Here is a 15,587-nt window from a genome sequence, read left to right as displayed (position 1 = left end):
CGCAGCCGCAAGGCTCGACAGTATTTCCGTGCCTATGCCAGAGAGGAAGCAGGCTGCACGCCGCGCACCTGCGCGCGTCGACCATCCCTTCAAAGGCATTGCGCTGGTCCTGTTGTCGACCGTGTTCCTCGGTTGCTCCGACGTCACCGCGAAATACCTTTCGACGAGCCTGCCGTCGATCGAGATCACCTGGATCCGCTTCCTGACCTTCGCGCTGATGTTCACGCCGGTGATGCTTCCGGCCTCGCCGCTCTATGCGATGCGTACCGAGCGGCTCGGCCTTCAGTTGATGCGCGGCGCAGCTCTGCTCGGCTCCTCGCTGTTCTTCATCACCGGCTTGCGCTTCCTCCCCATCGCGGAAGCTTCTGCGACCGGCTTTGTTTCGCCGCTGTTCGTCACTGCGCTGTCGATCATCTTCCTGAGCGAGAAGGTCGGCCTGCGCCGCTGGCTCGCAACCGCGCTCGGCCTCGTCGGCGTCACGATTATCCTGCGGCCGGGCTCGAACGCATTTCACGTCGCCGCGTTCTTCCCGATCGTCTCGGCGTTCTGCTGGGCTGCTGCGCTGATCCTGACGCGCATGATAAGCGGCCGGGAGGCCGTCCTCACCACGATGGCTTATTCCGCGCTCACGGGCGTTGCCCTCCTGACCGTCATGGTGCCATTCGTCTGGGTCACGCCGTCCTGGAGCGCCATCGGGCTCGGCATCTTCATCGGCATTGCTTCGACGGTCGGCCAGTGGATCATCGTGCTCGCCTATCGTTATGGCGATGCCTCGGTGCTGGCGCCGTTCTCCTACACGCAATTGTTGTGGGTCAGCATTCTGGGCTTCTTCATCTTCGGCGAGCTGCCGGATGTTTGGACCATCACGGGCGCCGCCTTCATCGTCGCGAGCGGCCTCTATATCGCCCATCGCGAGCGTGTCCGCCGCGCGCAGATTTTGGTGCTCGAAGAGCGTTCGCCGAACGCCTGACGCAATATCTCAGGGCTGGCTCTGTGCTATCAACGGCTCCAACAAGACTGGGAGGAGCCGGATGCGCGCCGCGATTTTCAGAAACGGCGAGATTGTCGTCGACAGGTTGCCGGAACCTAAGCCGGGCCCCGGCCAGGTGCTGGTCAAGACGCTCGCCTGCGGCATCTGCGGTTCCGATCTGCACGCGCGCCAACACGCCCACCGCATGGTGGAGATGGCGAAGAAGGTCGGGCGCACCGCGATGGACCTGTCGCGCGACGTCGTTTTCGGTCACGAGTTCTGTTGCGAGGTCGTCGAATACGGTCCGGGTACCGAACGCAAGCTGAGACCCGGCACCCGCGTCTGCTCGCTGCCGGCGCTGCTGACGCCCGCGGGCATCCAGGGCATCGGCTATTCCAACGACAATATCGGCGGCTACGCGGAGGCGATGCTGCTCAGCGAACCGCTGCTGCTCGAAGTGCCGAACGGCCTCGCCGCGGAACATGCAGCACTTACCGAGCCGCTCGCAGTCGGCGTCCATGCCGTCGCCAAAGCAAACCTGCGCGGCGGCGAGGTGCCGCTGGTCATCGGTTGCGGGCCGGTCGGGCTCGCGGTCATTGCGGCGCTGAGGATCAAGGGCCTGCACCCGATCGTCGCCGCGGATTACTCGCCGGCGCGGCGCGCGCTTGCGGCAAAACTCGGCGCCGACATCGTCGTCGATCCCCGGGTGTCGCAACCCTATGCGGCCTGGGCTGAGCACGCCCAGATGTCGGAGCAGGAAAAGGCCGCGCGGCCGCCGTTCCAGGCGATGCTGCCGGCGCTGAAGCCCGCGCTGATCTTCGAATGCGTCGGCGTGCCCGGCCTGCTCCAGCAGGTGTTCGAAGGCGCCCCGCGCGATGCCCGCATCGTCGTGGTCGGCGTCTGCATGGAAAGCGACAAGAGCGAGCCGATGCTCGGCATCATGAAGGAGCTCAATGTCCAGTACGTCCTCGGCTACACGCCGGAGGAGTTCGCCTATTCGCTGCGGCTGATCGCGGAGGGCGAGCTGGACGCGGCGGCAATGGTGACGGCGACCGTCGGCATCGACGGCGTGGCGAAAGCGTTTGCCGACCTCGCCAATCCCGAGGCGCACACCAAGATCATCGTGGAGCCGTGGAGATAGAGGCAAGCTGAAGTGCGGGACCATCAGGCCTTGCATGTCCTTCGGCCTCGCCGTTGATCACGGCGCGGCGGTCGACGATCGCCTGGTGGAATTGCGCCAACACGAGCCCGAAAGCGGCAAGATCGCCATCCTCGATGGCGCCGTCCTCGTGGCAGATCAGCGTCTCGCGCAGGATGTCGTCGGCCGCGCGTTGCATGGCCGCCAGCTCGTCGAGCGACGCCGCCTCGCGCACGCTTACAATCGCGCCGAGCAGGCGGTCGCGGTGCAGCGTGTTCAGCTTGCGCTCGTTCCGTCTCAGATAGTGACGCAGCCACGCGGCCACCGAGCCGAGTCCGGAGAGGATTAGCACCGCACCCCAGATGTAGTCGCTGTACTTGTCCATGAAGCTGCGTTCATTGCTGTCGATGTAGGCGGCCGCGCCGGGATGGGCCGGCAGCGCTGCATCCTTGTCGGTGTCGGGCTTCTGGATGTGACTGACAGCCGGCAACTCCTTCGCGAGCGACGGCCGGATCGTGAACAGCTCGCGGGTGAAGGCCGCAACGGCGTCCTCGGAGAGCGAGCTCGGCGCCACGATCAGGTGGTTGACGGCGATGGTGTCGATCTTGTCATCGGGCCGCTGCGGCGAGGAGCCGAACGCACCGGCGGGGATCTCCTCGGATTCATAGAGCGGATGTCGCTCGGCAATGGCGTCGGAGACGTCGATGCCGAGGAATTTCGGCTCGCCGCGCGCCCGCGCCGTTGCGGCGATCGTGTCCGCGATCACCTTGGCATCGAGCGCACCGACCGTCATGAAGGCATCGAGCGTGGTATCCTGCGCCATCTCGGAGATGTGGTCTGCGCCGAATTGCACCACCGTTACCTTCTGTGGATTGACGCCGGACTCCGCGAGGATGACCCGCAGCAGGATGACGTTGGCATCGCCGAGGCCGACAACGCCGATGCGGCGACCGCTGAGGCCTGCGATCTCCGTCACCTTCGATTTCGCCGCGCCCTTGCGGCCCGTCGGCGCCCACAGCAGCACGAGGCTCCTGCGGAGGATTGCCACCGAATTGGTATCAGGCGGCATGTCGAGGTCGCCGCGCGCCACCGCAAGATCGGTCTTGCCCGCGCCGAGCAGGTTGAGGCTTTGCAACGTGCCGTCGGTCTCGATCGGCGCGAGCCGGATCGCACCGCCCTTCGCATCGAAGGCCCTCGCAAGCGCCTGTATCACGGTCTGGTCGTCGCTGCCGGGTGGGCCGACGGCGATGCGCAAGCTCGCCGGCTGCCAGGCCCAATAGGCGACCGCGAGAACCACCGTCACCGCCGAAAGAATGCTTGCGAGCGCGAGCCACGGGCCGGAGCGATTGCGGCGGCGAAGCGGGGTCCCACTATTCACACTCAAATCGGTCGGCACGGGCATGTCGTGGTCCTCATCCCGAAGGCCTGTTGCCGGCGACTGCGGCCGGCGCGGTCAATATTTAGCAGGCACGTACATCTCCGCCGGAATCGGCCCGCGATGATAGTCGGGGTTGCGGACGCGCGGCGGCAGCACCACTGGCACGTGCGAGACGTCCTGGTACGGGATCTGGCTGAGCAGATGCGCGATGCAGTTGAGTCGCGCGCGCTTCTTGTCCACGGCATCGACGATCCACCACGGCGAGTCCGGCAGGTGGGTGCGCTCCAGCATCGTCTCCTTGGCCCTGGTGTACTGCTCCCAGCGGCTGCGCGCCTCGACATCCATCGGGCTCAGCTTCCACTGCTTCAGCGGATCCTGGATGCGCATGGTGAAGCGGAACTGCTGCTCGTCGTCGGTGATGGAGAACCAGTATTTGAGCAGGATGGTGCCGGAGCGGATCAGCATCCGTTCGAACTCCGGCACCGACTGGAAGAATTCCTGGTACTGCTCGTCGCTGCAGAAGCCCATCACGCGCTCTACGCCGGCGCGGTTGTACCAGCTGCGGTCGAACAGCACGATCTCGCCGCCGGCGGGCAAATGCGTCACGTAGCGCTGGAAATACCATTGCGTGCGCTCGCGCTCGCTCGGCGCGGGAAGGGCCGCGACCCGGCAGATGCGGGGATTGAGGCGCTGGGTGATGCGCTTGATGACACCGCCCTTGCCGGCGGAGTCGCGGCCCTCGAACAGCACCACGACCTTCTTCCTCTCGTTCTGCACCCAGTCCTGGAGCTTGACCAGCTCGCCCTGGAGGCGGAGCAGCTCTCTGAAATAGACCCTGCGGTCCAGCGTCGGGTGGAGGGTGTTTGTCTCGTCGAGCAGATCGTCGAGGCGGCTGTCGTCAAGCTCGAGTTCGAGCTCCTCGTCCAGATTGTCGGCCATTTCCTGAATGATGCGCTCGCGCTTGGCGGCATCGGCGCTACGGTCGGCTGCGGTCATGGGTCCTTCTCTTCCCTGAGGTGCCAGGGCACGACCATCGACGGCCTTTGTTGCGCCCATGTGACACCGTCGTCACACCGGCATCGCGCGCGCCCGAGGCGCCTACCAAGACTATGACAGAGGCTGAGCTACACCGGCAGCGCGATCGAATATTTGACCTGGCTCAGCGCAAAGCTCGACTCGATCGAGGCGATGCCGTCGAGCCGGGTGAGCTTGTTCTTAAGGAATGCTTCATAGGACGAGAGGTCGGCGGCGACGACACGCAAGAGATAGTCGCGGTTGCCGGTCATCAGATAGCACTCCAGCACCTCGTCCCATTTCGAGATCGCTCGCGCAAAGCGGTTGAGATCCTCCTCCTTCTGCCGTGCCAGCTTGATCGAGATGAAGACGCTGACATGCAGCCCCAGCGCCTTCTGGTCGACGGTCGCGATGTAGCGGCTGATGACGCCGCGCTCCTCCAGAAGCTTGACCCGGCGGTGGCAGGGGGAGACCGACAGCCCGACCTTGTCGGCGAGCTCCTGCATGGTCAGCCGGCTGTCGGTCTGGAGCAGGGCGAGGATCTTTCGGTCGATGGCGTCGAGCTCGGGCATTGGTATGAAACCTGTGTGGAGTGGCTATCTATTGGTAAAGTATCCCAATATTGGCTGGCATAGCGCGAAAAATTGAGAATTTTGCGCCCCTCCGCAGGCGTATCATGGGCCATCATTTTCCGGAGCATTGCCATGCCCGTTGATTCTGCTCGCCTCGACACATTGTCCGCGCTCGCCCGCAAGGTGCTTTGGCTGTCGTCCTGGACCATCCATCATGCCAACCATGTCCGCGCCAACGCGGATGGCCTGAAGGTCGGCGGCCATCAAGCCTCCTCGGCCTCGCTCGCGACCATCATGTCGGCGCTGTATTTCCACGTGTTGAAACCTGAGGATCGCGTCGCGGTGAAGCCGCATGCGAGCCCGGTGTTCCACGCCATCCAGTATCTGTTCGGTCGGCAGACCCGCGAGAAGCTGGAGAATTTTCGCGGCTTCAAGGGCGCGCAGTCCTATCCCTCGCGCACCAAGGATATCGATGACGTCGATTTCTCGACCGGCTCGGTCGGCCTCGGCGTCGCGCAGACGCTGTTCTCCTCGCTGGTGCAGGACTACGTCAAGTCGCATGGCTGGATGAAGGATCGCAGCGAAGGGCGGATGATCGCGCTGGTCGGCGACGCCGAGATGGACGAGGGCAACATTTTCGAGGCGCTGGCCGAGGGGTGGAAGCACGGCCTGCGCAACACCTGGTGGGTGGTCGACTACAACAGGCAGTCGCTCGACGCCGTCGTGCGCGAGGGGCTCTGGGAAAAGTTCGAGACCATGTTCCGCAATTTCGGCTGGGACGTGGTGATCGTGAAATACGGCCGGCTGATGCGCGAGGCTTTTGCCGAGCCCGGTGGCGAAGCGCTTAAAGCGTGGATCGACAACTGCCCGAACGCGCTCTACGCGGCGCTTTGCTTCCAGGGCGGCGCGGCCTTCCGCAAGCACTTGCATGACGAGATCGGCGACCAGGGGCCGATCACCAAGCTGATCGATCGTCGCAGCGACGATGAGCTGCTGGCACTGATGTCGAACCTTGGCGGCCACGACATGGCGAGCATGCTGGAGGCGTTTGAAAAGATCGATCACGATCGCCCGGTCTGCTTCATTGCCTACACCATCAAGGGCGTCGGCCTGCCGTTCCAGGGCCACAAGGACAACCATGCCGGCCTGATGACGGTCGCGCAGATGGAGAAGTTTCGCAGCACCCAGAACATTCGCCCTGGACATGAGTGGGACAAGTTCGAAGGCCTGGCGCAGGATGCTGCCGGGCTCGAAGCCTTCCTCGCGCGCGTGCCCTTCAACCAGGACGGCCGCCGGCTGACCGCGCCCGTCGTCGAGGTTCCCTCTCAGCTCACTTTCAAGCCGTCGGCGCAGATGTCGACCCAGCAGGGTTTTGGACTGGTGCTGAACGAGGTCGCGCGCAGCGACAGCGAGCTTGCAAAGCGCATCGTGACGACGTCGCCCGACGTCACCGTCTCGACCAATCTCGGTCCCTGGGTCAATCGCCGCGGCCTGTTTGCACGCGCCGAAAAAGCGGATTTATTCCGCAGCGAGAAAATTCCATCGACCTTCAACTGGGATGCATCGCCTAGGGGGCAGCATCTCGAACTCGGTATTGCCGAGATGAACCTGTTCATCATGATGTCGGCCCTGGGTCTCTCGCACCAGATCAATGGCGAGCGGCTGCTGCCGGTCGGCACGCTCTACGATCCCTTCATCGAGCGCGGCCTCGATGCGCTGAACTACGCCTGCTATCAGGATGCTCGCTTCATGGTGGCGGCGACGCCCTCCGGCATCACGCTCGCACCCGAAGGCGGCGCGCATCAGTCGATCGCAACGCCTTTGATCGGCATGGCCCAGGACGGGCTCTCATCGTTCGAGCCGGCCTTTGTCGACGAACTCGCCGTGATCATGGGCTGGGGGTTTGACCACATGCAGCGCGACGCGGGCGAGGGCGGCTCGGTCTACTTGCGTCTGTCGACGCGCACCATCGAGCAGGCGCAGCGGATCATGACGGCCGAGCTCGCGCAGGGCATCACCGACGGCGCCTATTGGCTACGCAAGCCGGGCCCCAATGCCGAAGTCGTGATCGCCTATACCGGCGCGGTGGCGCCGGAGGCGATCGAGGCGACCGGCTTCATCGGCGAGAGCCGTCGCGACGTCGGCCTGCTTGCGATTACTTCGGCGGATCGCCTGCATGCCGGATGGACCGCCGCGCGGAAATTGCGTCGCGACCGCCGCGGCGTGCAGCATTTGAGCCATATCGAGAAGCTTTTGGCACCGCTGCCGCGCGATTGCGGTCTCGTGACCGTGATCGACGGCCACCCGGCCACGCTCGGCTGGCTCGGCAGCGTCCGCGGCAACCGAGTCGAGGCACTGGGCGTCGAGCAGTTCGGCCAGACCGGCACCATCGCCGACCTCTATCGCCACCATGGGCTCGATGCCAACGCCATCATCGATGCGGCCGAAAGCCTCACCACCGGTGCGCCAGTGCTGCATCGGAAGATGGCGGTGTGACGGAAGTAACCTAGGCCGTCATAGGCAACCAAGACCGCCGCCCTGGAATGCCGGCTGAGGGACCTTGCCACGACGGCGGTCCGCGATCATATTCCCGCGCGTCCGCCGCATCGCAGGTCAAGCATGGGGGCGGGTTCAACTCCCCCGGCTTTCGTGCAAGGATGCCTGCCGAAACGCCCCCTCCATTTGCGAAAAGAAGAGGTTCACAATGGTCAATCGCATGCAATTCTACATCGACGGCGCCTGGGTCGATCCCGCCGTGAAGAAGTCGACGCCGGTCGTCAATCCGGCGACGGAAGAGGCGATGTATGAGGTTGCGCTCGGCTCCAAGGCCGACGTGGACAAGGCCGTCGCTGCCGCCAAGCGCGCCTTTGTCACCTATTCCCAGACCAGCCGCGAGGAGCGCGTCGCGCTGCTCTCCAAGGTCATCGAGATCTACAAGGGCCGTCTCAAGGAGATCGGCGCCGCCGTATCCGACGAGATGGGCGCTCCGCTGCCGATGGCGGAGAAGCTTCAGGCCGGCGCCGGCCTCGGCCACCTCATGACCACGCTCGACGTGCTCAAGAACTATCATTTCGAGGAGCCGGTCGGCACCGCCATGGTGCTGCGCGAGCCGGTCGGCGTGGTCGGCATGATCACGCCCTGGAACTGGCCGCTCAACCAGATCGCCTGCAAGGTGGCACCCGCGCTCGCCGCCGGCTGCACCATGATCCTGAAGCCGTCGGAGTTCACGCCGACCTCGGCGCTGATCTTCGCGGAAATCCTCCATGAAGCCGGCGTGCCGAAGGGAGTGTTCAACCTCGTCAACGGTCTCGGCCCCGAGGTCGGTGCCGCCATGAGCGAGCATCCGGATGTCGACATGATCTCCTTCACCGGCTCGACCCGCGCCGGCATCGATGTGGCCAAGCGCGCAGCCCCGACCGTGAAGCGCGTCAGCCAGGAGCTCGGCGGCAAGTCGCCGAACGTCATCCTCGAAGGCGCCGACCTCACGAAGGCGGTGACCGGCGGCGTGATGCACATGTTCAACAACTCCGGCCAGTCCTGCAACGCGCCCTCGCGCATGATCGTGCCGCTGTCCAAGATGAAGGAAGTGGCCGCGATCGCGAAGGCGGTGGCCGACAAGACCAAGGCGGGTGATCCGCGCGGTGAAGGCACCACCATCGGCCCGGTCGTCAACCGCGGCCAGTGGGACAAGATCCAGGCGCTGATCAAGAAGGGCATCGACGAGGGCGCAACGCTCGTCGCCGGCGGGCCGGGCCTGCCCGAGGGCGTCAACAAGGGCTTCTACGTTCGCCCGACCATCTTCGCCGACGTCACCAGCGATATGACGATCGCGAAGGAGGAGATTTTCGGACCGGTGCTGACCATCATCGGCGCCAAGGACGAAGCCGATGCCGTGCAGATCGCCAACGACACGCCCTATGGCCTCGCGGGCTACGTCTCGGCCGATACGGTGGAGAGCGCGAAGCGCGTTGCCCGCCAGATCCGCGCCGGCAACGTCAACCTCCAGGGCGTGCCCAACGATCGCAGTGCGCCGTTCGGCGGCTACAAGCAGTCCGGCAACGGCCGCGAGTGGGGCAAGTACGGTCTCGAGGACTTCCTCGAGGTGAAGGCGGTCGCCGGCTTCAACGCGGCATAAGCCTTTCGCGAACGCAATTGCGGGCGCCGGAGCGGGATGACCGCTCCGGCGTTTCGCGTCAGCAGGCAGGCAACCTTCGGTGTCGGCCGCGATCAGGCGCCGAGCGCGGCCGAGATTTCGCCAAGCGTTGCCTTCTCGGCGTCGCTGACCAGGACGCCGCCGCCAAACAGGCCTCCACCCTCAGATGCAGCCTCGGCCGTCTTCTGGCTGACCTGGCGGAGCCAATCCTTGAACGCCGCGGCGTCACCGGGCGCCTTGGCTGCGAGGATCGCCGAGACTTGCCGCAGCGAGTCGATGGCTTTGGTTTTGACCTCCGCCGGCTTGCTGTTCGCGAGTTCGGCTTTCAATCCATCGCGAGCCACGCCTCTGCCGTCGCCGGTCGTGAAATCCGCAACCACCGCCTTGACCAATGCGTTGGCGCTGGGGTCTGTGGCCGCCTGGCTCAGCGCCGCGCCACTCGCAAACGACTCCTTGAGCAGGCCCCACAAGCCGCTCGGTTCAGCCGCTGTGATGGCGATCCCTGCATTCATTGGACTTCTCAAGAGCAAGGCCCATTCGTCCTTCGTGAAACTTGCTTTGTCAGCCATAGATCCACTCCCTGACACAATCCGCCGTGTGAAAGCCGATCTGAGCGCGGCGACAGTCCAGTGTCTCCGCGCTCAGAAATCTCAAACGCGAGCCAGCGAATCGAGCTTCGCTTTGAGATCGTCGATCGCCGGTTTCGCGATCGGCCCGACGCCGGGAGCCGCCATGACCTTGTCGCACATCTGGTTGATGGCCGGCATTGCGGCGGCGATCAGTTTGGCGAGCGCAGTTCGTCCTTCGGGTGTGAGCTTCGCCGCGCGTGTGCCGACGTCGTCGAGTTGCGATATTGCCGCGTTGATTTTTGGCAGAGCCGCCTGCGCCCCGGTGGCATCGGTGATGCTCGGAAGCGCTGACTTCAAGGAGTCGATCGTCGTGTTGACCTGGCTGGCCAGGTTCACACCGTCGACGGTCAGGTTCGGAGGTGCCATGCCCACTGTGGCGGTGGTGGGCCGCGCGGGAGCGGTTTGCTCAGCGACCGTCTGCTGGCCGGGACGGTCGAATGCGTACCATGCCAGGCCCCCCAGGACGACCAGGGCGGCGAGCCAATAGGGCCATTGAGTGGTCTTGGTGGCTGTTGCGTAAGCGGAACTCGCCCGTTCGGTTGCGCTCGCGACTCTACTTCCTGCGGCGGAGGCAGCAGCCATCCCGCTGCGCACTCCGGCTCCTGCCTGGTCGATCAGACCCGCAGCGCTGAGCTGATTGGCAAGGCCTGCCGGGATGGCCGCGGAAATCTGGTCCTTCTGCGAGCGCAGCAGCGATGCCAAACCGTTTGCATCGAGACCAGCCTCGCGCTGGTGCTGCCCCAGCGCGCCCAGCACGATCGGGCCGAGGATGCTGAGCAGCGACTTTCCGCCGCCATCGCCTAGGCCGGCAAACTTTCCAACGGCCTGGGCCATGGTCCCCATTGTTCCGGCGCCGAACAATTCGGACAGCATGCCCGACCCGCTCTCGGCCAGTCGGTCAGGACCCGCGCTGCGCAAAATATCTGCAAGAGAGCCGGTTTGCTGTTGGGACAGCAGCTTTGACAATTGATTGCTTCCAGCAGGAGTTCCGACAAGGTCTGCCAGCCCGGCCAGCAGTGACGGGACAGCTCCGGTTGTTGCCTTCTGGGCTGTGGTTCGATCGATTCCAAGGAATGAAGCGATTTGCGACAGAACTTCAGGAGTCAGGAATTGCATCACAACGGACGTGAGATTGGCGGCCATGGCGTTCTCTCCGCATTGATTGTTGCAATGTTGCTTTGTTGGGGTCGCTCCTGATCTGCGGGTGGACGACGGCCGTCGCACGATCTCGCAACTGCCTTGTCTTGGGAAATTTCTCTTGGGAAATTTCGGGCCGATGGTTGGTGTTGGAAATAAGTCGGCGGGTTCCTGCCGATCGACGGAATGTCCGGCGAAAAACTTCCAACTGTCCACTCACAACATGGGAACCGCACCCCAGTTGAATTCTGACAAAGCAGCACTTAACGCTGAAGTGCGAAGGAAGTTCCATTCAACGGCGAGCCAGGCGCCGCCGATTTGACATGACTTCAATCGTTGGCCCACTCCATTGCAGGGCGATGTAGGGCAGGCCCTTTCATCTATCCCCCCGGCGCGCCCTGCGTGTTCACGTATAGCGCGTAGATCGACTGGCTCGCCGCCATGAACAGGCGGTTGCGCTTGACGCCGCCGAAGCAGAGGTTGGCGCAGCGCTCGGGTAGCGCGATGCGGCCGATCATGACGCCGTCGGGCGCGAACACCACGACGCCGTCGAGCTCGGGATCGCCCATGCCCCAGCCGCACCAGAGATTGCCGTCGATGTCGCAGCGCATGCCGTCCGGCGTGCCTGGCCCCGCATCGATGAAGACGCGCTTGTTGGAAATCGTGGTGCCGTCGGCCGACACGTCGTAGGCGAGGATCTTGCGGTTCGGTTGCCCGCGCGATTCCACGACGTAGAGAATCTTCTCGTCCGGCGAGAAACACAACCCGTTCGGCCCGAGCACGCCCTCGGCGACGATGGTCGCCTTGCCGGTCGCGGGATCCAGCCTGTAGACGTTCGGATCGATCTCCGACTCCGCCTTGTAGCCCTCGTAGTTGCCGAGCAGCCCGAACACGGGATCGGTGAACCAGATCGAGCCGTCGGACTTCACGACGACGTCGTTCGGCGAGTTCAACCGCTTGCCGCCGAACGAATCCATCAGCACCGTAATCGAGCCGTCATATTCGGTGCGCACCACGCGGCGGCCGCCATGCTCGCAGGTGATCAGCCGGCCCTGGCGGTCTCTCGTGTTGCCGTTGGCGAAATTGGAGGGCTTTCGGAAAATGGAAACCGCCCCGGTTTCCTCCTCCCACTTGATGATCCGCTGGTTGGGGATGTCGCTGCACAGGAGATATCGCCCGTCGCCGAACCACACCGGGCCCTCGGCCCAGCGCAGGCCGGTGGTGAGGCGTTCCACAGCCGAGAGCTTCAGCCAGTATTTCTCAAACCTTGGGTCTAGTGCACTTATCGCCGGATCGGGGTAATAGGTCGCCGGCCGCCATCCTTTCGAGGATTCTTGGGAATGTGACGATGCATCGGACATGTGCAGTTCTCGTTGTTGCGTCCCCTCTGGTCAGGTCTGCTATCATTAGAGCCCCGCGACCGCAAACCGGTCGCTACCTGCGAGGGAAGACATGCCGCGTATTTTGATGACGGGAGCTTCGGGCGGAATCGGCAGCGCGATGCGCAAATTGCTGCCGCCGATCTATCCGGACCTCCTGCTCTCTGACATCAAGCCGCCCGCCGATCTCGGCGCCAACGAGAAATTCAAGGCGGCGGACCTGTCCGATCTCGCGCAATGCGAGGCGATCTGCGAGGGCGTCGACGGCATCCTGCATTTTGGCGGCTATTCGGTCGAGGGATCCTGGGACGACATTCTCCAGGCCAACATCATCGGCGGCTACAACCTGTTCGAGGCCGCGCGCAAGCAGGGCGTCAAGCGCGTGATCTTCGCGTCCTCCAACCACGCGGTCGGCTTCTATCCGCGCCACCACAAGATCGGTACCGACGTCACGCCGCGCCCCGACGGCCGCTACGGCGTCAGCAAGGTGTTTGGCGAAGCGGTCGGCGCGCTCTATGCCGACAAGCACGGGCTCAAGGTCACCTGCATCCGTATCGGAAATTTCGGCGAGAAGCCGCTCGACCAGCGCCGGCTCGCGATCTGGCTGAAGCCCGAGGATCTCGTGCAGCTCTGCCGCATCGGCCTCGAGCACCCCGACATCCATTTCGAGATCTTCTACGGCGCCTCGCTCAACGAGCGCGCCTGGTGGGACAACCACCGCGCCTATGAGTTCGGCTACCGTCCCACCGGCCGCGCAGAGGACTTTTGGCAGCACGCGATGGCCGAGCAGGCCAAGCTGAAGCCCGATCCGGTCGGCGACTACTACCAGGGCGGCGCGTTTTGCAGCATCGAATTCGATGCGGATCCAAGCCGAATCATCGACTGGACCAAGCGCTAGGGTCCGGACTCAATTGAGCCAATAGGTGACTGCGGCGGCGATGAAGGCTGCACTGAGGTAATTCCTGGCGAGTTTGTCGTATCGGGTGGCGATGCGACGCCAGTCTTTGAGTCTGCACCACATACGTTCGACGCGGTTTCGCTGCTTGTAAGCGCGTTTGTCGTAAGGAATAGGGCTGCGCCTTGATGTGGTCGAGGGGATGACCGGTTCAGCTTTGCGGCCCTTGATCAGGTGGCGCAGGTGATCGGCGTCGTATCCGCGGTCGGCGATCAGGCGGCGGAAGGGACCGATAGCGCGGACCAGATCGGCGGCAACGGTGATGTCGTTGACATTGCCGGCGGTGAGCAAAAGCACCCGAGGCCGTCCTTTGGCGTCGGTCAGGCCGTGGAGCTTCGTCGTGCGCCCGCCGCGCGAGCGGCCGATACCTTGCGCGAAGTCCCCCCTTTTGCGCCAGCGGCGGAGCGGTGGGCTTTGACGTGGGTGCTGTCGATGGCGACGGTGCCGAAGATGCCGCTATGACCGGTCAGAGCCTTGAAGATGTCGTGCCAAATCCCCTGACGGCTCCAGCGATTATAGCGATTGTAGATCGTCGTGTAGGGACCATACCCCGCCGGGCAATCGCGCCAGCGACCGCCCGAACGCAGCATGTAGACGATCCCGCTGATCACCCGGCGATCGTCGACGCGACGCGCTCCACGCCGACCACGGGGCAACAACGGCTCGATCCGCCGCCATTCCGCATCGTTCAAAAGGTAGAGCACCTTCGCCATCCCGGCCTCCAAATCATCTTCGGAGACCTTGAATCACAAACCGGGCTCAGCCGGAATCCTTATTGAGTACAGACCCTAGGCGTCCATTCGCAGAATCCGATCAGCCAGCGGCACGCCCTGTCCGTTCTCGCCCTCGGGAGTGGGCAGGGGCAGATCGCCGTAGCGTGTCCGGGCGTCGGAACCGACGCCTTAAACAACGTGCTTGCCAACCCGGGCGGCGATTGGCCTCTGCGCAAGATACATCACGATCAGGGAAATCACCGCCGTTGTAACAACGACGTATCCTAGCCAATCGAAATGCCGGAGCGAACCATCGGCATTTTGTGCGATGAGTGCGGCTGCGAGCACGGAGCCGAGACCGCCGGAGAGCTGTTGCAGGGAGGCGCCGATCGCGCTGAAGGAGCCGCGTTGTGCCGGCTCGGGGATTGCGGAAATCAACGCTTGCGACGGGATCATGCGTGAAAAGATTCCAACGAACATCAAGACGTTGACGAGGATCGCGACCGTCAAACTCACCTGGCCGAGATGCGTGTAGATGAGCACCATGACGATGGACATGGCGCTGCCGAAGGCAAAGGTGGGAAATTTGCCAAAAGCATCGCTCGCACGTCCGACCAGCGGTCCGATCAAAATGCTAAACAGACCGGAGACGAGATAGATCGTCGGCAGATGAACGATATCGATGCCGAGATTGTGCACGGTGTAGGCGCTCCCGAACGGCATCAGCATATAGCCGCCGGTTGCGAGCAGCGTCGTCACCGCGAATGCCATCCAGTAGCGTGGCTGTGCGATCGTTGCGATGAGGTGCCGGAACGGGCTTTTATCCTGCTTCAGCAAGAGATGGCCGTTTACCGGTTTCATCAAAAGCAGCACGGCGGCCATCCCAACGATCGACACGCCGACCAATGCGCCGAACGCGACGTGCCAGCTCCAGTGGTTGGAGAGAAAAAGACCGGCTGGAATCCCCAGCACCTGGCTTGCAGCGAAGGCGGTTTGCACGAAGCCCATGACACGGCCCCGCAATTGCAGTGCAAAGAGATCGGTCACGATGGCGAGCACAACGGAGCCGATCACACCGCCGAACAAGCCGGTAACGATCCGCCCAAGCAGCAGCACATGATAGTTGGGAGCGATCGCGCAAAGCGCGGTCCCAAGGGTAAACCCGAAATAAAAAAACAAGAGCAGCCGCTTGCGATCGAACTGATCGGCAAAGCCGGCCGCCAGGATGCCGGAAATTCCCGCGCTGAATGCGTAAGCGGAGACGGCCACCCCGAACTGCGCGGCCGAAATATTGAGCGCCGGCATGATGATGGCGCCGAGTGGCGACATAATCATGAAATCGATGATGATGGTGAATTGGACAAGCGCCAGCAGCGCGACGAGAATTGACTGGTAGCGCGAAAAGCCGCGGGACACCTCTCGCCGCTCATCGATCGGCTCTGTCAGGGTTTGTTCGGTCATGACATTTTCATTCGGGAAGGAAAAGGGTGAGCATGTGCGATGTGCCGCTGGACGCCCGTCCCTATTTATTTCTGGCTCTGCGTTATTT

At 63.6% G+C, this 15,587-nt stretch carries 13 protein-coding genes; 5 read left to right on the top strand and 8 right to left on the bottom strand.

Going from position 1 to position 15,587, the window contains the following annotated elements:
* Positions 1-34 precede the first annotated feature (34 nt).
* Together NLM33_RS13310 and NLM33_RS13305 are read left to right on the top strand one after the other, a co-directional pair.
* Positions 35-970, top strand: coding sequence for a DMT family transporter (locus tag NLM33_RS13310; RefSeq protein ID WP_254105788.1), 936 nt, complete (start codon positions 35-37; stop codon positions 968-970).
* A gap of 61 nt (positions 971-1,031) precedes the next feature.
* On the top strand, positions 1,032-2,111 hold the full coding sequence (locus NLM33_RS13305; protein WP_254096494.1) for a zinc-binding dehydrogenase: 1,080 nt from the start codon (positions 1,032-1,034) through the stop codon (positions 2,109-2,111).
* On the opposite strand, the gene NLM33_RS13300 is transcribed toward NLM33_RS13305, so the two are convergent.
* The 3 genes from NLM33_RS13300 to NLM33_RS13290 all read right to left on the bottom strand — a co-directional run bounded on the left by NLM33_RS13300 (position 2,089) and on the right by NLM33_RS13290 (position 5,072).
* The gene (locus NLM33_RS13300; RefSeq protein WP_254096493.1) at positions 2,089-3,510 is read right to left on the bottom strand and encodes a TAXI family TRAP transporter solute-binding subunit; all 1,422 of its coding nucleotides are present in this window, start codon (positions 3,508-3,510) and stop codon (positions 2,089-2,091) included. The genes NLM33_RS13305 and NLM33_RS13300 overlap by 23 nt on opposite strands.
* Before the next feature lie 51 nt (positions 3,511-3,561).
* Positions 3,562-4,482, bottom strand: coding sequence for a polyphosphate kinase 2 (gene ppk2, locus NLM33_RS13295; RefSeq protein WP_254096492.1), 921 nt, complete (start codon positions 4,480-4,482; stop codon positions 3,562-3,564).
* Positions 4,483-4,610: 128 nt separating this feature from the next.
* Positions 4,611-5,072, bottom strand: coding sequence for an Lrp/AsnC family transcriptional regulator (locus NLM33_RS13290; protein ID WP_254096491.1), 462 nt, complete (start codon positions 5,070-5,072; stop codon positions 4,611-4,613).
* A gap of 132 nt (positions 5,073-5,204) precedes the next feature.
* Between NLM33_RS13290 and NLM33_RS13285 the strand changes: the two genes are divergently transcribed.
* Positions 5,205-7,568: a transketolase gene (locus NLM33_RS13285; protein ID WP_254096490.1), complete on the top strand. Its 2,364-nt coding sequence runs from the start codon at positions 5,205-5,207 to the stop codon at positions 7,566-7,568.
* A gap of 208 nt (positions 7,569-7,776) precedes the next feature.
* Positions 7,777-9,207, top strand: coding sequence for an aldehyde dehydrogenase family protein (locus NLM33_RS13280; RefSeq protein WP_254096489.1), 1,431 nt, complete (start codon positions 7,777-7,779; stop codon positions 9,205-9,207).
* 92 nt (positions 9,208-9,299) lie between these two features.
* Here NLM33_RS13280 and NLM33_RS13275 read toward each other — a convergent pair whose 3' ends face one another.
* The 3 genes from NLM33_RS13275 to NLM33_RS13265 all read right to left on the bottom strand — a co-directional run bounded on the left by NLM33_RS13275 (position 9,300) and on the right by NLM33_RS13265 (position 12,352).
* Positions 9,300-9,794 carry a hypothetical protein gene (locus NLM33_RS13275; protein WP_254096488.1) on the bottom strand — a complete coding sequence of 165 codons (495 nt, stop codon included), beginning with the start codon at positions 9,792-9,794 and terminating at the stop codon, positions 9,300-9,302.
* Positions 9,795-9,875: 81 nt separating this feature from the next.
* A complete protein-coding gene (locus NLM33_RS13270; protein ID WP_254096487.1) occupies positions 9,876-10,997 on the bottom strand; it encodes a DUF937 domain-containing protein in 1,122 nt (373 codons plus the stop codon).
* Between the two features lie 374 nt (positions 10,998-11,371).
* The gene (locus NLM33_RS13265; RefSeq protein WP_254096486.1) at positions 11,372-12,352 is read right to left on the bottom strand and encodes an SMP-30/gluconolactonase/LRE family protein; all 981 of its coding nucleotides are present in this window, start codon (positions 12,350-12,352) and stop codon (positions 11,372-11,374) included.
* Positions 12,353-12,443: 91 nt separating this feature from the next.
* Here NLM33_RS13265 and NLM33_RS13260 point away from each other — a divergent pair, with 91 nt between their 5' ends.
* A complete protein-coding gene (locus tag NLM33_RS13260) occupies positions 12,444-13,268 on the top strand; it encodes an NAD(P)-dependent oxidoreductase (protein WP_254096485.1) in 825 nt (274 codons plus the stop codon).
* A 9-nt stretch (positions 13,269-13,277) separates the two neighbouring features.
* Here NLM33_RS13260 and NLM33_RS13255 read toward each other — a convergent pair.
* Positions 13,278-14,038 (bottom strand): IS5 family transposase gene (locus NLM33_RS13255; protein ID WP_254094667.1). Its coding sequence is split into 2 segments (ribosomal slippage): positions 13,278-13,697 and positions 13,700-14,038, totalling 759 coding nucleotides; the frame shifts between segments, so codons are not numbered across the junction.
* Positions 14,039-14,227: 189 nt separating this feature from the next.
* Positions 14,228-15,499: an MFS transporter gene (locus tag NLM33_RS13250; protein ID WP_254096484.1), complete on the bottom strand. Its 1,272-nt coding sequence runs from the start codon at positions 15,497-15,499 to the stop codon at positions 14,228-14,230.
* Between the last annotated feature and the right edge of the window lie 88 nt (positions 15,500-15,587).

Source organism: Bradyrhizobium sp. CCGUVB1N3 (assembly GCF_024199925.1).
GTDB lineage: Bacteria > Pseudomonadota > Alphaproteobacteria > Rhizobiales > Xanthobacteraceae > Bradyrhizobium.
Note: the sequence above shows the minus strand (reverse complement) of the source record. Positions and strands in the feature narration are given on the sequence as shown.